Here is a 22997-nt window from a genome sequence, read left to right as displayed (position 1 = left end):
TTTTTTCATGTTTTTCACTATAAATGAGATTAAATAAATCTCTTTTTAAGCTGTCTAACTGCTAAGGTATAGAAGACAAAAATATAAGCACTATTGACAACTAAGAAAAGGATAAATTCAGATAAGGTAAAAGGGACTAAGGAACGAGCTCGATCACCAACAGCAATCTGAGCATAAGGGAAAATTCTAAAAAGACCTTGTCCAATAAAGAGGGTCATAAGTCCTGCCATAGCCAAAATAGCTGATATAAGAATAGGCACTGCGAAATTTTTTAAGCGAATACTGAGAAAAATTTGAATGGTGACAATAGTAATGGTTGCTATCCAACCTGTGATAGACCAAAGTAAAAAGTCCAGTAGATAATTTGCAAAAGGTACCTTCAAAACCAAAGCGCTGATAATATAAAAGAGAAGAACTATCAGTTGACTAATAGCCATGACTAGTGATAAGCTGGTGATTTTTGATAAAATGATACGATTGGCTTTAACCGGAATACTTAATAAGCGCTGCCAGTTTTTATTACTTTCCTCGAATTGACAACTGATGGAACAGATAATCCCGATCAGAATAGGAGTAAATACCTGCGAGGAATAGAAAACTGTTTGTCCCCAAAGGACGTGAGCTTGTGTACCATCTAGGAGCACCTTTCGATTGAGAGCGTAAATCATTGCTCCCAATAAGGACCCAACAAGGTTAAAGAAGATTAGCGTTATCGGAATAGCACTTTTTTTGATTTTTTTAAATTCAAAAATAATCATAATAGATCCGCCTTTCCAATGAGTTTTTTACTGGCAAAGATGCTTAAAAAAATGATAAGCAATAATACGACTAATTTAAAGGGATAAGCATTATCGTATTGAAAAAGATAAGTGTTAGTTCCAGCCACCCGTTTAGCGATTCCCATCATAGAGAAATATTGCCAAGGAATGAAAATACGAATAGGAACTGGTAACGCACCGATACCTATAAATGACAGGAAGGAACCAATTAAGCCTGTTACTACTGTCACACTTGGCTTTGGATAGATAAAAGCTAAGCAAAGATGTAAACAAGACAGAAAGAGACAAACCAAAAAAGTTGTGAACAAAAAGAGACTCAATGAAACAGGTGTCACACTGACCTGCATGCCTTGAATAATAAATTTCAGAAAAAGCGTTTGAATCAAACTGACAACAAAGGCAAAAATAGCCATCACAGTCAATTTAGCTTTAAAAAGTTGCCAAGGACTTTCGTTACTGGTTTGCAAGAGTTTAAAAGTTTTGCCTAGATGTTCCAATTCCAGTAGTCTAGACGCTAAAACTGCAATGAAAAGTGGCAAAATAAAATCATTCAAGTAAGTCATGGTATAAATGGCATTATAGGCCTCATGTGTTTTAGGTAATTCATATTTGATAACAACGCTACTCCAAATCAAGCCCACTGCTACAATAGCAATCAAAGATAACAAGAAAGACCGTCTTTTTAGTTTGATAAATTCTAATTGTAAATTTAGCATTACAAAACACTTCCTTCCCGTCCTGTCATATCAAGGAAAACATCTTCCAGCGATCGACGAATCATACGAACTTGATAAATATCAACATTATTTTCAACTAAGAGTCGAATAGCAGTGGCTATATTAACTTTATTGTTATCGTTGATAATCAATTTTGGATCATCATCCAAATTAAAACCATTGAACATTAGTATTCTTTTAGCAGTTACATCATCACTGGTCTCAAACAGATATTTTTCATCTTCTTCAAGGTCAGATAGGTGGCCTTCAAAAAGTAATTGACCATGATTGATAATGCCAACAGTTGTAGCCATCTGTTCAATTTCTGAAAGAATGTGGCTAGAAACGATGATAGTCATATCGTATTTTTGTGGTAAAGACTTGATAAGCTCACGAATTTCTTGAATACCGGCAGGGTCTAAACCATTAGTTGGCTCATCCAAAATCAGTAATTTAGGAAATTTAACAATAGCTAACGCAATTCCTAAACGTTGTTTCATGCCTAGTGAATAGTTTTTAACTAGCTTGTCTTTTTGATCGAAAAGTTTGACAATCTTTAAGACTTCATCAATATTTCTTTTTGGTAATTTAAGCAATTTTTGGATAATTTCAAGATTTTCATAACCGGTCAAATTAGCATAGTAAGAGGGCTCTTCAATGAGGGAACCTACATTTGAGAGGAGTGATATTTGATTGCTATTAAAGGTTTTTCCAAAGAGCTTAATGGAACCGTGGCTTGGTTGCAACAATCCTAAAAGCATTTTCATAGCAGTACTCTTACCAGCACCATTTGGTCCCAAAAAACCATAAATTTCATTTTTTCTAATATGAATAGAGAGCTGATTAACGGCTACTTCACCTGAAAAATCCTTACTTAATTGGTTGGTTTCAACGATATAATTGTTCATTTGTTTTCTCCTTTAAAAATCTTAGAGTGATGTTATATCCTTTCGCTATTTTCATTATAATGAAACTCCTTTATTTTAACCTGTTCATTACCTTAATTCTTCCTTAATTTTTACTTTAAAGTCCTTGACTAAGGAAGCAATGTGTTATACTAGTCTTGTTGAGGTAATAGTATGAATTATAAAGAAAAGAAGATCTTAATTTTAGACGATAACCCAGAAATTTTAGAAATAGTGCAAGAATCATTGAGCATTGCTGGGTTTAGCAATCTAACAAGTGTACAATCACAAAAAGAAGCTTTGGAGCAATTTGAAGAAAAATCTTTTGATTTAGTTATTTTAGACATTATGCTGCCTGAAGGATCAGGATTTGAAGTTTTAAAGGGCATCCGTAAGACTTCAATGGTTCCTGTTTTGTTTTTGTCGGCAATCTCCGATATAGAAAAACAATATCAGGGCTTTGAGTTAGGGGCAGATGACTATATTATCAAGCCTTTCCGTCCAAGAGATTTGGAGTTGCGTATTCTTTCCATCCTAAAAAGAGCCTATCCCGAAAAGGAAGATACCCTTGTTTTGCCTGCTTGCCAGGTGCATTTTAGCCAAGCCTTGATTACCAAAGGAAAACTAGAGATTCAGCTGACAGCTAAGGAATACAGTATTCTTAAGGTCTTATATGATAATAAGAATCGCATTGTCACTTTTGACCAACTCTTAGAAAAGGTCTGGGGATTACAATACCAAGGCTATGATAATACCCTAATGGCTCATATTCGTAAGATTCGACAAAAGATTGAAGCCAATCCTTCTAAACCAGAAAGCTTAATAACGGTTAAAGGTTTGGGTTACAAACTAAAGGTGAATTAAATGGATACCGTTAAATTTTTTACTAAGTTATTAACCAGGTATGTTCTATTAATCTTGGCTTTAATCATAGGACTTGTTTTTGTTTATGGTTTGGTTTTCTCAGCCTATTTTAGTTTCTATGGAAAGGAAAAACCGGAACTACTTTACACTAAAATCGCTCAATCGAGTCAAGAGAATAATTTCAATTTTGATAAAAGCAGCAAAATTGAAATGGATAAACAAAATACTTGGGCTATGGTACTGAATCAAGATGGCAATATTGTCCAATCTTATCATTTACCTAAAGGACTCAAAAGGCATTATACGAATGCTGATATGGTTAAATTTTCACGTTGGTATTTAGAAGATTACCCTGTTTTCTCCTATGTACGTGGTCAGCAAATTTTAGTTTTGGGCTATCCTAAAAAGCATTCCTTAGCAAAATTTAATTTCTATGCTAATACGCAATTTATTAGGAATTTTCTCAGTTTGGGACTTGTTTTCTTGGGTATTATTCTTTTACTTATTTTTATTCTTTTGAGCCGATCAAAGTTGCGTATTAAAAAGGAGATGGAGCCGATTATTACTGCTGTCACTTCTTTATCTCAAGGTCAAAATATCGTTCTTAAAGAAAAGGGAAATTTCTCTGAAATTAAGACGGCTCTCAATGAAACATCTCATATTTTGGAAGAAAGCAACACGATGAAAGAGCAATGGATTAGAGGGGTCAGTCATGATTTACGCAATCCTCTTATGCTCATATCAGGTTATAACAGTCAGTTAGAGCAGCAGTATGGCAAAGGAAAGCAGACAGAGGAAATTGAAAATCAGATTCAAACTATGAAAGAAATGATTTCTAATCTCAATATGAGCTACTTATTGGATAACCAAAAGCGTCACTCCGAATTTTCCAATCTTGATTTGGTTGCTGTCCTACGAACAGTAATTGCCGATATATTGAATAATTATGAAACAATTACACTTCATTTTGATTTGCCTGCCGAGACAGTGTTGGTAAAAGGAGAGGTAACTTTATTAGCAAGAGCTTTTAGAAATCTCTTGCTTAATAGTATTATGCACAGCGGCTCTAACCAGATTGATCTGACTTATCAATTATCTGATAATAAAGTGCTCATCGTCATTGCGGATCAAGGAGATATTACAGCTCAAAAAATTACTGAGCTAAATCAAAAATCAACTAATTATGAATCACATGGTATGGGAACAGTTATCACCAAACAAATTATTAAATTACATCAAGGTGAAATTGTTTTTTTGGACAATCATCCAGGCTTAAAAGTCACCATTTCTTTACCTTTAGTAAAGGAATAATGGCCTGCCTCAGAACAAGCTTACACTTAGAAAACTAACCATTTGGAGCATTGCGACACATTATTTATCTTCTAAATATTTCTAAATGCTATTTTTGGGGCAAAGTATTCTTTCGTCTAATCATCGTAAATTTTTGATAAATAAGTAGCAATACTATTCTATTTATCAAAAATTTTTCTGTTATACGCAAAAAAAGAGTGAACAAATAAAGTTGCACTCTTTTACTGTTAAAATGTTTTGTCAACAACTATATACGAATTACACTAAAAACGCTTTAGATACTGTCAATAATTATGTGTAAACACTCAAGTAGAGTTATGGAGTGCTAATCAAATAAGCTTTCAAGTGTGTCAGAACATTGACCAAACCCTTTATGGATTCGTTGACTTTGCTTGAAATTATAATCTTCAAACAAAGTAACTAAGTAACGGTCCAGGGCTTCTTCGTTAGGAAAAAGAACCTTCTTTTTCGTTTGACGTTTAATTTCTTTGTTGAGAGACTCAATGAGGTTTGTCGAATAAATGCTGTGCCAAATTTGGTAGGGAAACTGGAAAAAAGTTAAAAGATTATCCGTATTCTCCAGACTTTCCATGACTTACCTATACTTTGGCTTCCATTCAGCGATAAAGTCCTCTAAAGCTTGTACTGCCATTTCTAAATTTTCAGCACGATAAATCGTTTTTAATTACCCTAGAATAACCACTCGATTAGATCGTTTCACCTTACTAGCCCTTTTCATCAACCCACTACAGTTGACAAAGAGCCTGTAAGCCATCGTCTTTCTCTCTTTCTTACAATTAAGTCACTCTTTACTATCATTTATAACGCTTTTCCAACTAATTGGAAACTAGAAGCAAATACAAAAAAGCCTAGGAATTCCTAGGCCTTCTGTTTATAGATTATTTTCCAAGGTAGTATTCTTTTACGACGTTCAATTTTTCATCGAATTCGAATACCAATGGTGGGAAGTTAGGGATTTCTACACCCATGATTTCATCATCTGACAAGTGTTTGATGTGTTTTACAAGGGCACGGATTGAGTTACCGTGAGCTCCTACGAATACGTTTTTACCATCTTTAAGCGCTGGAGCGATTTTATCTTCCCAGAATGGAAGGGCACGTTCCAAAGTCACTTTCAAGTTTTCAGCATCTGGAATGACTGAATCGTCAAGTGAAGCGTAACGACGGTCAGTGTGAGCTGAGTATTCGTCATCATGAGGCATTGCAGGAGGCAATACATCGTATGAACGACGCCAGATGTGAACTTGCTCATCACCAAATTGTTCAGCAGCTTCAGCTTTGTTTTTACCAGTCAAACCACCATAGTGACGTTCGTTCAAGCGCCATGATTTTTCAACTGGAACCCAGAGTTGGTCAGCAGCTTCAAGAGCCAAGTTTGTTGTTTTGATTGCACGTTTCAATACTGAAGTGTAAGCTTGGTCAAATTCGATACCAGCTTCTTTGATCAATTTACCAGCGTCAATCGCTTGTTGTGTTCCTTTATCAGACAAATCAACATCAGCCCAACCAGTGAAAAGGTTAGCTTTGTTCCATTCAGACTCACCGTGGCGAGCAAAAACCAATTTTACCATTAGATGGATTCTCCTTTTATTTTTCGAGGTGTCCCTCGTTTATCTATTCTATTTTACACAATTTTTCACAAAAAAGCTAGTTAAAATCAACTAAAAAGAGAAGAGCTTAGCAGTCTTCTCTTTATCGTACTATCATAATTGTTCTTGATATAGGATGAAATAGTCCCGTCCAAATAATTGGAAAACTACTACTCTTCAATTACAAATTTTTTCAATGTTCCAAAGTAAAGTGAACCACCAATAATGGTTAGAATTCCACCTACCCATCCTAAAAATGGAATCAAGCCGACCGCACCACCTACAATGAGCAAGACAGAAGGTGCATTCGTAACACGTTCATCATCTTTATAATAAACAATAGCCACAATTCCCAACACTAAAACAGCAATTTTAACCAATGACAAAATAATTGAGAGCCCTGTCAATGTCCCAACCGTTACATCTGCGTCTTCAGTTGCCGCAGCAGCTCCAATAGCCATGATAAACATGATGACTGGCGCTAAAAGCAATACAATTCCTGAAATAAGACCAAAAATAGCGTTAACACGAGCAAGTGTATTTGTTTTCATAATAATCTCCTTAAAATTTTTATATGTATTATTCTATCATAATTTATCTAAAAATTAAACAATCTTATAAAATTTTATAATAAATATTGATTTTCAAAAAATAATTTTAAGTTCTATAGTCTCTTTATAATTAGTAGAAATATAAAATTATGAGAAAACTGAATAGTTGATTATGTTAATTATCTACACGGATAGGCCAGGAAGAACTTCATTTGAAGAAATGGACTAGTAAATTTTCCCATGATAAAACGCATAATATCAAAGCACTTGAACTCTTGATATTATGCGTTTTTATGATTTTAACGACCTTTCTCAGTCTCTTTCTGATTATTTCGCTTCAAATCCTTCTGCAACTGCATCTGCAAAGTTTTCTTCTACAATGCTTGCACAGTGGTCACAGATGACTGCGTGGTAACTGCGTTCTGCAGTAGTTGGGTCGATACGACGGCAACGGTCACAAACTTCACCTGTAGCGCGTTCAACTGTAAAGGCAACATCCTCAAAGCTAACTGCGCCTTCTGGAGCTATACCTTCAGCGATGGTCAATTCTGACACGATCAAAAGTTGAGCCACATTGCTATCTACTGCTCCAAGAAGAGTTTTCACCACTTCATTTGGGTAAACTGTCAAGTGGGCTTCGAGTGATTTACCGATTACTTTTGCATTACGCGCTTCTTCCAAGGCTTTTTGAGCCTGTCCACGGAAGTCCATGAAGGCTGACCATGTATCCAAAATTTCTTCTTGGTTAGCAAAAGTTTCCGCTTCTGGTAATTCAGACAATTGAACAAATTCTTCAGCTTCAAACTCAAGATATGACCAGATTTCCTCTGCTGTGTGAGGAAGGATTGGTGTCAAGAGTTTGGTGATTTTGACAAGAATGTCATAGAAGACAGTCTGCATTTGACGGCGTTCAAGTGATTTGGCACCTTCGATGTAGACAACGTCTTTCGCAAAATCAAGGTAGAAGGCTGACAAATCAACGTTGATAAAGTTCACCAAGGCCTTGTAGATTGTCAAGAATTCAAAGTTTGCATAAGCATCACGAATAGTCTTCACAAGCTGGTTAAAGCGAATGGTCATGTACTTGTCAACAGAACGAAGCTCATCGTAAGCCACTGCATCTTGAGCTGAGTTAAAGTCAGATGTATTGGCAATCAAAAAGCGAAGTGTGTTACGGATCTTACGGTAAGTTTCAGAGACTTGGCTCAAGATATCCATAGAGATACGCACGTCGTTGCTTGAGTCAACACTTGTTACCCAGAGACGCAAGATTTCCGCACCAAATTGTTTTTCAACATCACTTGGAGCAATCGTATTTCCAAGAGATTTAGACATCTTCTCACCTTTACCATCAAGGGCAAAACCTTGTGACAAGATTTGTTTGTAAGGAGCAACGCCATGGTTAGCAACAGATGTGATAAGTGATGAGTTGAACCAACCACGGTACTGGTCAGAACCTTCAAGGTATAGATCTGCTGGGTATTTGAGTTCTGGACGGTTGACCACCACTCCATTCCATGATGAACCTGAGTCAAACCATACGTCCATGATATCTGTTTCTTTCTTGAACTCGCCATTTGGTGAACCTGGATGAGTAAATCCTTCTGGCAAGAGATCCTTAGCATCACGTTCCCACCAGATGATAGAACCGTGTTCCTCAAAGAGTTGAGCTACATGTTCAATCGTTTCAGCTGTCATGATAGCTGTACCATCTTCTGCGTAGAAGATTGGAAGCGGAACACCCCAAGCACGTTGACGAGAGATAACCCAGTCACCACGGTCACGAATCATATTGTAAAGACGAACTTTCCCCCATTCTGAGTGGAACTTCACTTTTTCAATTTCATCCAAGATTTCTTGGCGGAATTTAGATACAGAAGCAAACCATTGTGGAACAGCACGCCAGATGATTGGTTTTTTCGTACGCCAGTCAAATGGGTATGAGTGAGAGATTTCTTCTTGAGCAAGGAGCAAATCGCCCAGTTTTTCGATAACAGTCGGCACAACCTTGTCATAGAACTGACCCGCAAATTCAGGACCAGCATTTTCCATCATAATACCGCGTTCGTTAACTGTTACAGCAACTTCAAGGCCGTTGGCAACACCGACATTGTAATCGTCCTCACCAAAACCAGGAGCTGTATGGACGATACCTGTACCAGAGTCAGTAGTAACGTGGTCACCAAGGATCACCAACTCATCTACAGCTGTATCCCATGGGTGGACTGTTACGATGTGATTCAATTCTTGACCACGGTAGGTTGCCAAGACTTGCACATCCGCCCAGCCAAATTTCTCAGACAAACTGTTCAACAATTCTGAAGCAACTACAAACTTACGAGATTCACCAGTTGGTTGAACGACTACGTAGTCAATATCAGCTCCAACTGTCAAACCACGAGAAGCTGTGATAGTAAATGGAGTAGTTGTCCAAACTACGATGTAAGTGTCTGTATCTAGGACACCTTTTCCGTCTTTGACGCGGTTAGCATAGTAAAGGGAAGTTGAAAGCAAGTCATGGTACTCAATTTCCGCTTCTGCAAGGGCTGACTCAGAAGACCATGACCAGTAGACAGGCTTGGCACCACGGTAGATGTAGCCTTTCTTAGCCATTTCACCAAAGACACGGATCTGAGCCGCTTCATAGTCCGGAGTCAAAGTCACATAAGGATTTTCCCAGTCACCAGAAACACCCAAACGTTTAAAGTCTTCACGTTGTTTATCAACTTGAGAAAGAGCATACTCGCGGCAAAGTTTCAAGTACTCAACCAAGTCCATTTCTTTGCGTTTAACACCTTGTTTTGCCAAGACTTGCTCGATTGGCAGACCATGTGTATCCCAACCTGGGATGTAAGGGGCGTAAAACCCTGACATAGATTTCGAACGAACAATAATATCTTTAGAAATCTTGTTCATGGCATGTCCAACGTGGATATTTCCGTTTGCATACGGAGGTCCATCATGCAAAGTGAAATGCGGTTTTCCTTGGTTCAATTCTTGACGACGTTGGTAAAGTTTTGCTTCTTCCCATTCTTTTTGCCAAACTGGTTCTTTAGTTGGAAGACCAGCACGCATAGGAAAGTCTGTTTTCCCTAGATTGAGGGTTTCTTTAAGTTTCATTGTTACTCCTTTAATTTAAAATGACAAAATAAAAACCACGATTCGCAAAAAGGACGAAAATCGTGGTACCACCTTTGTTCGAAAAAAGACAGGGTCTCTTTTCCTCTTTTCCCGTAACGTGGGGGACGTCCAGTCTTACTGCTTTCAGACTAGATTTTTGTTGAGAGGATAATCTAACCACTAGGGATTGCAGGACTCTCACCATCTCCCACTCGCTGAAAATATAGTTGGTTCGATCTTGTTCTCACATTTTTTATAGGATAAGAACAGATTCTTTGTTTGCATCGTCCTCAGTTGCCGCAGTAGCTTCTACTTCAACTGACTTTTCATGCTGGTCAATTTCTTCTGTCTGTTGATTTTGTTGAGCCTCAAACTCAGCTAATTCTTTATTGCCAGCCTCGATACGAGCTTGCAATTCAGCAACCTCTTCTGGTGTGAATTGACGAGTCATATCAATAGGCTCTTCCTCTGATTGTAAAGATACTGATTCACCAAGAACTTCACCAACCACCTCTTTAAAGGCTTCATCACTTGTTTGAAGGTAAGTAGCTGTTGGGCGAAGAATATCTTCCCAATCAGATGACTCGACAATAGCCAATTGACTTTCAATCGTAGACTTGAGGCGTTGATGGAATACACGACTCTTGTTCTTCAATTCTTCAGTCTCAACGGCAACTTTCTTAGCATTATCTGTTGCCTGACGAAGAATTTCGTTTGCCTTGTATTTCGCTTCTTCGAGCAAACGCTGAGCGTCTTGTTCAGCTTGTTGAATAATATTGTTTGAACGTTCTTGAGCAGCTTGTTTGACACGCTCAGCAGTATCCTGGGCGATCAAAACTGATTGGCTCAAGGAATCCTTCATTTCATCAAAGTAAGACAAACGCTCTTCCAAGTTCTTGATGTGCGTTTCTTTGTCGTGATTGCTACGCACCAAGTCTTCATAATCACGAACAACGATATCAAGAAACTCATCTACTTCTTCTGGGTCAAAACCTCTAAATCTTGTACCAAAGGTTTTATCTTTAATTTCTAACGATGTAATTGGCATACTTTTCCTCACTTACTTAATAATAATTGAATGCTTAGTTTTATCTTGTCTCTTTTTGTCTGACCATTGTCTTTGACAACTTTCAAACGACCAAACTTTCTCACACTGATCAAATCTCCAACTGCAACCTGGTAATCAGATTTTTCAATCACATGATAATTTACCTGGACAGATTTTTTCTCAATCAGTTGGCTAGTTTGATTTCTAGATAATTTCAAGGCACTTGATAAGAGGGCATCCAATCGAAAACTCGAAACTAAAATTTCTCGTTCTCTATAATCAATTTTAGACAAAATCCTATCGGTAAAAGGACGTTCCTCCAGCGATACAGGAAGTCTGCCAATCTTTCTTATTCCATCCTGAAAAAGAGGAATGAAATCACGATTGACAAAAATCTGTGCTCTCTTTTCATCTACCAAGATATCACCAAATAATTTCCGGTCAATCCCTAGTTGGTTGATGATTGTTCCCAATATTTTTCCATGACTCAGTTGCTCAAACTTACTCGGATAGCAAATTTCCAACAAGGCCATTTCAAAGTCTGATATCTCCGGTTCAAAGTAATCTGGATAGAGAAGAACTCGAACCGACTCTGTCGGAAGAAAATCACCACTACTTTGGCAACCCAGTCCATATGTCCCAGCTAGCACCCTCAAGATCTGTTCCTGATGGGGATTGATAAAAGGAGTAAGTACCGGCGCATAGGTATCTTCTACCCGCTTGATCCACTCTAACCCCTTATCAATAAAGGGAATATCATCTTGGGAAAAATGCTGATAAATGGCTCGATTTACTGTCATAGTAATAGGACTAGTCGTGTTAAGAGATTTCCAACAAACTGAATCAAAATCAGCGCTGCCCAAACCGTAAAATCAAGACCAGCAAATTGTAGATTGAGCTTACGAAGTGGCTCAATAACTGGGCGAGCAAGTCTGATAACTAAGCGACCTAGTTGGCTTTCATAGGCATTTGGAAACCATGAAAGAAGAGCAAATGCAACGAGAATGATGGAATAAATGCTAACCGCATTTTGGATTAAACGGATTAAGAAAATCATTATCTTGCTCTATTTCGTTTAATATCAAAACCAAACTCAGCGCTTTGTGATTCATCTGGAAGCTTGATATCTTCAATATTCACGATAACGTTGACAGGAGTCAATAGATACATCGTACTCGCAACTTTTTTCATATTTCCAGCCAAGACATGACGGGCTCCATCCAAGTAATCAAGGCAACGACGGGCTTGTACTTCTGTCATGTATTGGAAATCAATCAAAATACTTTCATTTCCAGCCAACAAATCTACAATTTCAGTTGCATCTTCGTATTTTCTTGGATAGCGAACGTCAATTGTCACTTTCTCATCTGAACGGTGGCTTTGCATTGCCAATTCTTGCTGACGCGCATGTAGACGAGTAATATTTGCATCTTTTGCTGATCCTGACTGAGCAGGTGCTGGTAATTCTTTAGAAGATGAGATGGCTGGGCTAACTGTTTCCTCTTGTTGAGTCTGGTAGTTAGTCGTTTCTTCTCCGTCTTCTGTAAAATAATCTATAAATTTATCGAATCTATCTTTTAAAGACATAGCTCTCTCCTATTTAAAAAATGCTGTACCGATTCGAACAAAGGTTGAGCCGAACTGAATCGCTTCTTTGAAATCACGACTCATTCCCATGCTTAGCTCTGTCATCGGCATATTAGGGATTTGTTTTTCTCTAATTTCTGCTTGCAGAGCCTGCGTATCCTTGAAAATTTCTTTCAATTCATCACTGTCTGCCTCAAAAGGAGCCATGGTCATTAAACCAACATACTCAATCTGATCTAACTTAGCCAATTCTGGCAAAAGTTCTAGCAATTCTTCTTTTGAAAACCCATGCTTGCTTTCTTCCCCAGAAATATTGACCTGCAAGAAACACTTGATAACATGATCTGTTCTCTTTTGAATTTCCTGGGCTAACTTTAGGGAATCTAAAGCATGAAAGTAATCCACATATGGGATTACTTCTTTCACTTTCCGTCTCTGTAGTGTTCCTATTAAATGCCAAGTAACTGGGTAATCTTTCAAGGCCTGATATTTTTCTAAAAATTTATCGACTCGATTTTCACCGATATGACGGACACCAAGCGGAAGCAAGGCTTCCGCTGTTTGTACATCTACATACTTTGTCACTGCGATTACTGAAACAGCATCTAGAGCACGGTTGGCTTCTTGACTAGCATCAGCTATTTGCTGAAAAACTAATTCAGTATTTTTTTTCAAATTCATTGATTAACGATTTTTGAAGAATGGAGGTGTATCCAATTCATCTTCATCTTGTGAAACTGGTGTTTCGAAGCGTTCTACCGGTGAAACAACTGGATCTGTTTGGCGAACAATAGACTCACGACGCAAATCCCAGTCTCCAAAAGCAGAGGCTTGGTTAGTTTCAAAACGACGTGGGCTTGATTTAGGCAATTCTGCTGTCTCTTCCAAGTCGAATTGACGGTCAAATGTGTGTGCTTGTGGCGCTTTAGTTGATGGACGTCCAACTGGTTGGTTGTTACGAGCTCCAACTACTTTTTCCACTCGCTCTTGACGAACACCTGTCGCTACAACTGTAACACGGATTTCATCCTTCATGCTTTCGTCAATTGATGTTCCAAGCCAGATGTTTACACCTTGGCCAGCTGCTTGGTTGACGATTTCTGAAGCTTCTTCTGCTTCAATCAAAGTCAAATCAAGACCACCAGTAACGTTGACGATGACATCCTCAGCACCATCGATAGTTGTTTCAAGAAGTGGAGAGTAAATTGCTTTACGAGCCGCTTCAACAACGCGTTCTTCACCACTACCGATACCGATACCCATAAGGGCATTCCCTTTGTTGGCCATTACAGTTTTCACGTCAGCAAAGTCAAGGTTAATCAATCCTGGGTTCGTGATCAAGTCAGTAATCCCTTGAACACCTTGGCGAAGAACGTTATCTGCTTCGCTAAGAGCTTCAAGAAGTGGCGTTTTCTTATCAACGATTTCAAGCAAGTTGTTGTTAGAGATAATCAACAAAGTATCAACATGCTCGCGAAGTTCGTTGATTCCTTCTACAGCGTACTGGCCACGTTTGCTTCCTTCAAATCCGAAAGGACGTGTCACGACACCAACTGTAAGAGCACCAAGATCTTTAGCGATACGTGCAATGACAGGGGCTGCACCTGTACCAGATCCACCACCCATACCAGCAGTGATAAAGACCATGTCTGCTCCAGTGATAGCTTCCGTCAAAGCTTCTTCACTTTCTTCTGCAGCTTTACGTCCAACTTCCGGACGCCCTCCAGCACCCAAACCACGAGTCAATTTTGGACCAAGTTGGATAACGGTTTCTGCTTTCGTACTGCTAAGGGCTTGTACATCAGTGTTGGCTGCGATAAATTCTACACCAGCAACACCTTCGTCAACCATGCGGTTGATGGCGTTACCACCACCACCACCGACACCAATTACCTTAATAACTGCGCCTTGAGCTGCTGCTGTATCAAATGAAAATGTCATAATTTCTTATCCTCTTTTATTCATCAAACATGCTTCCGATCAAACCACGGAAACGTTCTGTTAGCTTCGGTTTACTTTGAGAACTTGCTTGGAATTCTTCCTTGGGAGCAACTGGAGCTTCCTGCACAGTTTCAGCTGGAGCTGCTTGTGCTGGACTTGGTTGCGCTACTGGATTCAAACGTTGATTTGGAATGCCAAAGTTGATTGGTTTTTGACGAAGGAATTCATCTCCTTTAACTGCTTTTTGGGCAAGAAGATTGACTTCAGTCAATTTACCAGCAAACTCAGACAAGCTAATCACGTGCGCAAATGCAGGGTTGCGAATTCCAACTTGATTTGGTACATAAAGTTTTACGCGAACACCAAATACTTCTTGGGCTAATTCAACAATTCCTGGCAAAATTGCATTTCCACCGATAAGGACGATACCTCCTGGCAAATCCAACAAGTGTCTTCTTTCCAACTCTTGTTTGATTTGGTCAAAGATATGTTTGATGCGTGCTGAGATAATTTCTGCCAAGTAGCTTTCTGTTACTTCAACAGGTTCTACTTCACCAATTACTTCAACTTGGAAAGTTTCGTTACTTGCTAGTGGAACGTAAGCTTCACCATAGTTCAGTTTCAAACTTTCTGCAATTTTTTGAGATGTTTTCAAGACTTTAGAAATGTCTTTAGTAACGTAATCTCCACCTTCTTGGTAGATGTTAGTGAACTGCAATTCTTGGTTGCGGATAGTCGCTACAGTAGTCTGACCTCCACCCATGTCAATGACAGTCGCACCAAATTCACGTTCACCTTCATTGAGAACGGAGTTCACGATTGCCAAAGGTGAAATAATCACATTATCAACATGAATACCTACACGCTCAACCGTCTTGCGAAGATTGTGTAGAATTGTACGAGGACCTGTGTAAAGCAGACCACGCATTTCCAAGCGGACACCCATCATACCACGAGGGTCACGAATTCCTTGGAAACCATCCACAATGAATTCTTCTGGAATAAAGGTAATCACTTCACGGTCAGGAGTCATGCTCTTTGTCAAAGCTGATTTGACAACATTTTCAACATCTTGATCTGTGATTTCTTTAGTATCTGAAGTTACAGGAATCATTCCTTGTGTTGGTTCAACCTGCAAGAGATTTGCTGGAAGGCCAACGTTAACAGACTTAATAGAAATACCAGCTTTCTCTTCTGCCTGTGTGATTGCAGATTTGATTGCTGAAGCAGCTGCTTCAATATCAACAATAATTCCGTCTTTGACACCTTTACTTTTGGCATTGCTAACACCAATTACATTTACTTCGCCATCTCTATGCTCAGCTACTAGCACTTTAATCGAGCTAGTTCCGATATCTAAGCCTGTAAAAAAACCATCTCTAGTCATTACATCGCATCCTCTCTGTCTTCCAAGTTTCTCACTTCTATTTAATAACTATGTTTGGGCATAGCTATTCAAAGAATATTATAACACAAAAAATCCAATCGTGCTTAGTTTTTGATAAAATTCCTGCATGTTTTTTGAGAAAATTCTAGAAAAATTCTTCTTCTAAGAGATTATTTGAAGTTAACGTTCACAATTTCCTTTTTGTTTCTTAAAAATCCAAAAAAGAGAAGATCATTTTAGATCTTCTCTTGAATAAATTCTTCCGATTTTTGTTGTAAAAAATTTTCTACTAATTTCCCTGTTAAGCGAATTGCTATCACGATAACAGTCGAAACAATGAGATAATTTAAGGGCTGGCCGAAACTTCCAACAAGTGGTGGTTTGTTTAAAAAGCCATAATCCCCACCTACAACTAAGTTGACAACCCATATCAAGCCATTTAAGGCGAAGGTGATCACCGTCACATTCTTCAAATCGAGAAGGGAAGGCTGATAGTTTCTAAACAAGTATAGGAGCGCATTTCCTAAAAGGGCAACATGTCCGATAATGAAGGACAAAATGGTTACGTGTGGAAATGGGTAGGGATCAAAGAGTGGGTAAGCCAGTGCTGCTGTTGCTCCAAAAGTTCCTAAAAGAGCAAAGTACTGTTTGTACTTGGATGTCCCTGGAATCAAGAGCATCACAAACATGGCGATACGGCAATGATAGAAGGGCAAACTTTCTGACAGAGGCATGTGATTCCCCCAATACCAGCTGTACAGAACAATCAGTTGAACAGACTGAAGGATCTGAATAAAACGCTTGTAAGCCACTTTATCGCGAAAACGATAAGAAGCATAGAAAGTAAGAGCCAGTAAACATAACAAACCAATGTACCAGTGGAGTTCAAACTGGGGCGGTTCTGATATCTGTGTGGTAAATAATTTATCCCACAAATTCATATTCTATTCCTCGTTCATCTAGCTAGAGACAGTAAAAAATTCACTTTCCCCAGCTTTTAAATTTTTTGAAAAACTTGATTCCATGCCATGCATAGAATACTTGCGTCTTAAATTCGCAACATATTATATCATTTGTATTGCAGAAATGCACCTTGCAGATACCCTTTTTTGATTTGTCAACTTCTCTAGCATAAACTAATCAACATATTGGTCTCTTTGTCCTTTATAAACTTGCCAAAGAATCTCCATTTGCTCCTTGGTGATGCGTTTTTCAGATAAGACTGGCAATTGGTCAATGGCAAAAAATTGAAGCTCAGCAATTTCTTGATTCTCTTGAAATTGTCCATCAAGAAGTTGGCATTCAAAGACAAACTTTGCATATTGTTTGCTCTGTAGTTGGAAACGATTGGTGTCAAAAACTGCAAGTAACCTTTCAGCTTTTGCTGTAAAGCCGGTTTCTTCTTCAATTTCTTTAAGAATATTTTCGGTTAGAGAATAGCCAACTTCACCAAAACCACCTGGCAAAGCCCAACTATCCTCCCCTTTTCCTCTAACTAAACAGACTTTTTCATCCTCGACAATCCAAGCACGGACGTCCATCAGAGGAGTTGCATAAGCGGACGTTGGTTTCAAGACTTCTGCCACTTCTTCTGCATCGAGGTCTGATACCTGATTCAACATTTCAGATAACAGGATTCGCAAGTCCTCGTAGCGCTCACGGTCGAAAGGATCTTTTGTAAAGGTTAATCCAGTATCCGTAATGGCTAGCATTCTTTGCAGATACTTGGTGAAATCACTTGCATTCATTTTCTAAACTTTCTACCAGCTTGGCTAGATTCATGGAGTTCGATCCTTTGAGCAAAATTTGGTCATTGGCACCGAGTCTTTCCTTAACCCGCTTGACTAGGTCTTCAAATTGGTCCTCGTCAGCTGTTTTCTTGAAGTAGAAAACGTGACCGATTGGGAACATTTGACTAGCAAGTTGGCTTAATTCGGCAATGTCTTCTCCATAGAAAATAACGGTATCCAGCACATCTGGCGATAGGCTTAAAATCATCTGGTTATGGAGCTGAACAGACTGGTCACCAAGTTCCTTCATGTCTGCTAGAACAGCTATTTTTTTGCCCCCTTCATTAGCTGGAATGGCAGAAAATGTTTCCAAAATCAACTTCATAGCAGTTGGATTGGCATTGTATACGTCAGACAGAATATCTGCTCCATTGGCTGCCTTCTTCCACTCAGTACGATTGCGGGTCAATTCTAGGTTCTGAAAGGCCTGACGAATTTGCTCCTCTGAAACTCCTTCTTGTAGAGCCACATAAGCAGCAATCATAGCATTGGTGGCATTGTACTTACCTGTCACTGGTAAATCGAGGGCTTGTCCCAAAAAATTAGCTTTAAAAGTTAGACTATCCTTGCGCTCAATCAAGTCTGTGACTTCTAACTCAGCTCCTTGCCCAAAACGGACCACTTTTTTATCTGTAGGCAAGTAGTTCTCTACAATCGGGTCAGCTGGTGCCAAAAGCAAAGAATCTGGTGCCATACCATCAGCAATTTGCATTTTCCCTTTAGCAATCTCCGAACGGTCTTTGAAAAAGGCCAAATGAGCCTCTCCAACCAAGGTCACAATGGCTGTCTTAGGATGAGCCAATTCAGACAAAAGATGGATATCTCCTAGGTGATCCTGTCCCATCTCCAAGACCAACTTTTCTGTCCCTTCAGGCATGTGGAGAACTGTGTAGGGAAGGCCAATTTCGTTATTGTAATTGCCCTGAGTTTTGTAGGTCTTGTATTTTGTTGACAATAAATGTGCCAACATATCCTTGGTAGTCGTCTTGCCATTTGAACCCGTTACTGCAAAGACATCAACTGCCGTTTTTTCAAGATAGTAGGCTGCGAGGATTTGAAAGGCAGTCAAGACATCGTCTACTAGAATGTAGGGATGATTTGCAATCTCTTTCTCAGACAAGGTTACTACTGCACCATTTTCAAAAGCTGTTTCGATAAAGTCATGACCGTCACGCGCTCCTTTGAGTGGCACAAACAAATCACCTGGCCCAATCAAACGACTGTCAAACTCAGCTTTTTCTAACTGAACGTCCGCAAAAAGACTAACATCATTTTTAGCTCCAACAGCTTGGGCAACTTCATGGATTGTTAATTTCATTTCTACTCCTTTAAAAAGGGTTGAAGTCCGAGAACTCTAATCATCATGCAGTGATAGTTCTGGCTTCTACCCTCTCTTTCATTTTTATAGCAAATGCGCTTCGCGCTTGTCAAAACTTTGCTTAGCAAGGTCAACCAAATGCTCGATTAGTTCTGGGTAGCTGATTCCCATATTGTCCCAAAGTAGTGGATACATAGACCACTGGGTAAAACCTGGCATGGTATTAAGCTCGTTTAGGAAAATCTCGCCCTTATCTGTATAGAAGAAATCACAACGAGACAGACCGAGGCCACCAATCGCACGGAAGGCTGTTTCTGCATTATGACGCATGACAGCTACCACATCATCACTAATCTTTGCTGGGATGTCCATGGTAATCTTGTTATCGATATATTTGGCATCATAGTCATAAAAGGCAACATCCTTGACCACTTCACCTGGCAAAGTGCTCTTAACATCGTAGTTGCCCAAGAGACCAACCTCGATTTCACGCGCATTTACCCCTTGCTCTACCAAGACACGGCTGTCATATTGGAAGGCAAGCTCCAAAGCTTGGCGGAGTTCTTCTTGATTTTCAGACTTAGAAATACCGACACTAGAACCCATGTTTGACGGCTTCGTGAAGACTGGATAAGTCAATTTTTCTTCAACTTCAGCGATTTTAGCAGTCACATCATCGCCTTCAACGATAGCCACATAAGGAACTTGATCAATCCCTACTGATTCTAAAACACGCTTAGTCGTAATTTTGTCCATGGCAAGGCTTGATGACAAGATATTGCAGCCGACATAGGGCATTTTCAAAACTTCAAGGAATCCTTGAACAGAGCCATCTTCTCCCATAGGACCATGAAGAACTGGAAAGACCACTGCACCTTCTTCATAGATGGCACTTGGCGCTATTTTCTTGTCCCAGTCAATAGTTGCATTGGTCATGAGACGATCCTCTTGACCTGGAGTCTGGCTAAATTCTTGCGTTTTGATAAAGTCACCTGACTGGCTGATGAAGAAAGTCTTGACTGTGAAACGGTCGTAGTTGACCGCACGCATAACACTTTCAGCTGAAAGGACAGAGACTTCACGCTCTGCACTACGTCCACCGTATAAAAGAATAATCGTTTGTTTCATATTACTTGTCCTAATTCTAATAGAATACTCGTTCTTTAGTATATCATATTTGCTTCTTTTTTGAAACTTGAACATGGTACTAGAATTTAAGAAACATAAAAGAGACCTATAACATCAAAGTCGGTCTCCTTAATTTTCTTATGAATAAATTTAGTTCGTAAATTTGTCTACTCCTACAACTCTGTCCGATTTTCAATGGCTCGTAAGAGTGTGACCTCATCCGCATACTCGATATCTGCTCCCACGGCTAGTCCTCGTGCTAGACGAGTGACTTTGATACCAGCTGGTTTGAGCAAACGAGAGAGATACATCGATGTCGCTTCCCCATCTGCTGTCGCATTGGTTGCCACGATCACCTCTGAAACCTCACTATCCATGAGACGGGTCATGAGGCTCTTGAGGTTGATGTCGTCTGGGCTGATACCATTCATCGGAGAAATGAGACCGTGCAAGACGTGATAGAGTCCGTGGTATTCTTGGATGTTTTCCATAGCAGCCACATCGCGACTATCCTCTAGCACCAAGATCGTTGTCTGGTCTCGAGTCGGATCTGTGCAGATAGAGCAGGGATCATCATCGGTCAAGCGACCACAGATGGAACAATAGGTCAATTCCCGCTTGGCAGATAGGAGATTTTTTGCAAATTCATTGACATCGTCATCAGACATTCCAATGGTATAGAAGGCGAGACGGGTAGCCGTTTTGATCCCGATACCTGGAAGCTTCGAATAGCTATCAATTAACTTGGCAATAGGTGTTGGATACAGCATAAGTTCCTTTCTAATTCATTGGATGTTGTTGATTATAAAGATTGATGATATCACGCGCAATTGAAGGTCCGACACCATTTGTTAGGTTGGTATTATGAGGAAAGACGACTGCGACCGCGATTTGAGGATTATCAGACGGAGCATAAGCAACTGCGTTGGTATTATTGGCTTTTTGGCCACCATTGACATAACTTTCGGCAGTACCTGTCTTCCCACTGATGGAAACGGATGAGCCATTTGAAAAGGCACGACCAGTTGTCAGAGCGCTCGTTCCATGCGAAACTTGATAGAAACCTTGGTGCAAGAGAGCCATATCCGCTTCTGAGATGTTGATCTTGTTCAGTTCCTTGGTGGCTGTTTCTTGAACTAGATTTCCTAAGCCACCTTGTTCATTGTTTCCATAAACTCCCTCAACGATGTGAGGAGCCAATCGTACGCCATTGTTTGCAATGGTTGCGACATACTGGGCTAACTGCATCGGTGTGTAGTTGTCAAACTGACCAAAGGCGTTATTAATATAGTTGGCCAAATCAAATTCTTTTGGTGTAAATCCTGTAGACTCATCTGGGAGGTCAATCTCTGTTGAAGCTCCAAGTCCATATTCCCCAAAGGTTGATCGCAATTTGCCCATTGCAGTCTCTAACTGTCCCGTTGCGGCCACCATGTTTGGTGTGTAGGTCTGTCCCATGATTCCTAGCGCAGTCTGAACCATATAGGCATTAGAAGAGTATTCTAGAGCCTCAACTGCTGTGATAGGGAAAGAACCATAGGACAAGGTATACCATGAATTGATAGGGGCCGAACCTTGGAAAACAATCGGCTGGTCTGTCAAGGTTTGATTACCTGACAAGACTCCATTTTCCCAACCAGAGCTGATGGTCGCCGCCTTAACGACAGATCCTGGCACAAAGACGTTGGTTATCGTTCCAAGCGAATCTGAACTTAATTCACCGGATTCGACATCATGCTTAACACCTGACATGGCCAAAACTGCACCGGTTTTAGGATTGAGGGCTACGGCGTAAACCCCTTCAGAATATTTGGCTCCACCGTTACCCAACTCTGAGTTGAAGTAGCTCTTGAGTAGGTCGTCCACACCATTCTGGAAAGCTAGATCAATCGTTAACTTGATATTGTTTCCTTTGCTTCCTTCTTCGACATTTTCCACACTTTCCATATTTCCGTGTTTGTCGAGGTGGATTTCCTTGACGGAGCGTTTGCCTTGAAGAACATCTTCATATTGCTTTTCAAGATAGGAAGTCCCCACTCGGTCATTGAGAGAATACCCTTTTTTGAGATAGGCATCAACTTCCTCTGCTGGAAGTCCTGACTTCTCATTTGAAACGCTACCGACGATCGTTGATAAAGATGTATCCAGTACTTTACGATCCCATGAGGTTGAAATACTGATACCTGGTAATTCCTTGGACGCTGATGCAACGAGAGCAACTTGGGTATCATCTAAGGCATCCGTAGAAATGGTGCCCGTTGCAAAATTTTCAACAGCATTTAGCTGACTAAAGAGATAGATTTCCTTTTTCTGGTCATCTGTATAATTGAGTTGACTCACGTCAATGCTTTCAACCGCATTATTGTAAAGTGTCGCTTCCGATAAACGATTCCCATCTGAATCTAGGCGTTTATCGCTTGGTAAGGATTCGACTGTTTTTTTGTAAATATCCTGGTCCGCCAAGTAATAGTCTGCAATCTGTCGATCGGTCAGATCTGGGGAAGTTACATTTACATATGTGAGGAGTTTCTTGGCTGTCTCCTTCAATTCAGCTGCTGTCATTTTATTGTTTCGTGTGAAAGAAACAACCTGCTTGACAGTATTTTCTACCAAGGGTTTCCCTGCCGCATCATAGATCTGTCCACGAGCTGAACTGGTTGTTACCCTTGTTTGGCTGGCTGAGGCCAATTTTGTTTCATAGAAATCTTTATTGAGCACCTGCATGTATAACAAACGACCAATAATGGCCATAAAGAGCAGGATGACAATCGCAAATAGTAAATTAAGCCGAATCGGAATCGAATGGCTATTAAATTTTCTCATACAACTAAGACTCTTTTCTAGAAAAATTCCCGATTTCCACCTTTATTTTCCCTAAAATAATAGAGTAAATAGGTGAATCTCAGTACATTTCATTGTACCATATTTTACGGAGAAACTCT

General features: G+C 39.6%; 21 protein-coding genes and 1 pseudogene. 2 read left to right on the top strand and 20 right to left on the bottom strand.

Annotated features, from left to right (window positions below):
* Positions 1-29: 29 nt before the first annotated feature.
* The 3 genes from NML69_RS07225 to NML69_RS07215 are packed head-to-tail and all read right to left on the bottom strand — an operon-like array spanning position 30 to position 2403.
* Positions 30-758 (bottom strand): ABC transporter permease, encoded by a 729-nt coding sequence (locus NML69_RS07225; protein ID WP_198459361.1) that lies wholly within the window; start codon positions 756-758, stop codon positions 30-32.
* Positions 755-1495 (bottom strand): ABC transporter permease, encoded by a 741-nt coding sequence (locus NML69_RS07220; protein WP_008809654.1) that lies wholly within the window; start codon positions 1493-1495, stop codon positions 755-757. Before NML69_RS07220 ends, NML69_RS07225 begins: the two co-directional genes overlap by 4 nt.
* Positions 1495-2403, bottom strand: a complete 909-nt coding sequence (locus tag NML69_RS07215; protein ID WP_254726027.1) for an ABC transporter ATP-binding protein — start codon at positions 2401-2403, stop codon at positions 1495-1497. The genes NML69_RS07220 and NML69_RS07215 overlap by 1 nt, the downstream gene beginning before the upstream one ends.
* Before the next feature lie 171 nt (positions 2404-2574).
* Here NML69_RS07215 and NML69_RS07210 point away from each other — a divergent pair, with 171 nt between their 5' ends.
* Entirely contained in the window at positions 2575-3264 is a 690-nt protein-coding gene (locus NML69_RS07210) for a response regulator transcription factor (protein ID WP_001106859.1), read from the top strand.
* Positions 3265-4575 carry a sensor histidine kinase KdpD gene (locus NML69_RS07205; protein ID WP_254726025.1) on the top strand — a complete coding sequence of 437 codons (1311 nt, stop codon included), beginning with the start codon at positions 3265-3267 and terminating at the stop codon, positions 4573-4575.
* Between the two features lie 325 nt (positions 4576-4900).
* Here the strand turns inward: NML69_RS07205 and NML69_RS07200 are convergent.
* The 17 genes and pseudogenes from NML69_RS07200 to pbp2b all read right to left on the bottom strand — a co-directional run.
* A pseudogene (locus tag NML69_RS07200) lies at positions 4901-5305 on the bottom strand (transposase); the annotation flags it as partial.
* A 169-nt stretch (positions 5306-5474) separates the two neighbouring features.
* Entirely contained in the window at positions 5475-6167 is a 693-nt protein-coding gene (locus tag NML69_RS07195; RefSeq protein WP_000240120.1) for a phosphoglycerate mutase, read from the bottom strand.
* A gap of 188 nt (positions 6168-6355) precedes the next feature.
* Positions 6356-6736 carry a hypothetical protein gene (locus NML69_RS07190; RefSeq protein WP_009730427.1) on the bottom strand — a complete coding sequence of 127 codons (381 nt, stop codon included), beginning with the start codon at positions 6734-6736 and terminating at the stop codon, positions 6356-6358.
* A gap of 327 nt (positions 6737-7063) precedes the next feature.
* Positions 7064-9856, bottom strand: a complete 2793-nt coding sequence (gene ileS / locus NML69_RS07185; RefSeq protein WP_254726023.1) for an isoleucine--tRNA ligase — start codon at positions 9854-9856, stop codon at positions 7064-7066.
* Positions 9857-10109: 253 nt separating this feature from the next.
* Positions 10110-10904, bottom strand: coding sequence for a DivIVA domain-containing protein (locus NML69_RS07180; protein WP_198459357.1), 795 nt, complete (start codon positions 10902-10904; stop codon positions 10110-10112).
* 8 nt (positions 10905-10912) lie between these two features.
* Positions 10913-11704 (bottom strand): RNA-binding protein, encoded by a 792-nt coding sequence (locus NML69_RS07175; RefSeq protein WP_254726021.1) that lies wholly within the window; start codon positions 11702-11704, stop codon positions 10913-10915.
* On the bottom strand, positions 11701-11961 hold the full coding sequence (locus tag NML69_RS07170; RefSeq protein ID WP_000576501.1) for a YggT family protein: 261 nt from the start codon (positions 11959-11961) through the stop codon (positions 11701-11703). The genes NML69_RS07175 and NML69_RS07170 overlap by 4 nt, the downstream gene beginning before the upstream one ends.
* Positions 11961-12491, bottom strand: coding sequence for a cell division protein SepF (locus NML69_RS07165; protein WP_000053366.1), 531 nt, complete (start codon positions 12489-12491; stop codon positions 11961-11963). The genes NML69_RS07170 and NML69_RS07165 overlap by 1 nt, the downstream gene beginning before the upstream one ends.
* A 9-nt stretch (positions 12492-12500) precedes the next feature.
* Positions 12501-13172, bottom strand: coding sequence for a YggS family pyridoxal phosphate-dependent enzyme (locus NML69_RS07160; protein ID WP_001049616.1), 672 nt, complete (start codon positions 13170-13172; stop codon positions 12501-12503).
* Positions 13173-13175: 3 nt separating this feature from the next.
* Complete coding sequence (gene ftsZ / locus NML69_RS07155) at positions 13176-14432, bottom strand: cell division protein FtsZ (protein WP_000144261.1); 1257 nt, start codon at positions 14430-14432, stop codon at positions 13176-13178.
* A 16-nt stretch (positions 14433-14448) separates the two neighbouring features.
* A complete protein-coding gene (gene ftsA / locus NML69_RS07150) occupies positions 14449-15819 on the bottom strand; it encodes a cell division protein FtsA (protein ID WP_000196345.1) in 1371 nt (456 codons plus the stop codon).
* Between the two features lie 236 nt (positions 15820-16055).
* Positions 16056-16760 (bottom strand): TIGR02206 family membrane protein, encoded by a 705-nt coding sequence (locus tag NML69_RS07145; protein ID WP_254726019.1) that lies wholly within the window; start codon positions 16758-16760, stop codon positions 16056-16058.
* A gap of 195 nt (positions 16761-16955) precedes the next feature.
* Positions 16956-17567 carry an NUDIX hydrolase N-terminal domain-containing protein gene (locus tag NML69_RS07140; RefSeq protein WP_198459351.1) on the bottom strand — a complete coding sequence of 204 codons (612 nt, stop codon included), beginning with the start codon at positions 17565-17567 and terminating at the stop codon, positions 16956-16958.
* A complete protein-coding gene (gene murF / locus NML69_RS07135; protein WP_254726017.1) occupies positions 17554-18927 on the bottom strand; it encodes a UDP-N-acetylmuramoyl-tripeptide--D-alanyl-D-alanine ligase in 1374 nt (457 codons plus the stop codon). Before murF ends, NML69_RS07140 begins: the two co-directional genes overlap by 14 nt.
* An 84-nt stretch (positions 18928-19011) precedes the next feature.
* The gene (locus NML69_RS07130) at positions 19012-20055 is read right to left on the bottom strand and encodes a D-alanine--D-alanine ligase (protein WP_084944144.1); all 1044 of its coding nucleotides are present in this window, start codon (positions 20053-20055) and stop codon (positions 19012-19014) included.
* A gap of 173 nt (positions 20056-20228) precedes the next feature.
* A complete protein-coding gene (gene recR, locus NML69_RS07125; RefSeq protein ID WP_000966754.1) occupies positions 20229-20825 on the bottom strand; it encodes a recombination mediator RecR in 597 nt (198 codons plus the stop codon).
* Between the two features lie 10 nt (positions 20826-20835).
* Positions 20836-22878: a penicillin-binding protein PBP2B gene (gene pbp2b / locus NML69_RS07120; protein ID WP_254726015.1), complete on the bottom strand. Its 2043-nt coding sequence runs from the start codon at positions 22876-22878 to the stop codon at positions 20836-20838.
* Positions 22879-22997 lie beyond the last annotated feature (119 nt).

It is taken from the genome of Streptococcus sp. CF8-6 (assembly GCF_024295845.1).
Lineage (GTDB): Bacteria > Bacillota > Bacilli > Lactobacillales > Streptococcaceae > Streptococcus > Streptococcus oralis_BO.
The sequence above is the reverse complement of the archived record's forward strand: the minus strand, read 5'-3'. Positions and strand labels throughout refer to the sequence as shown.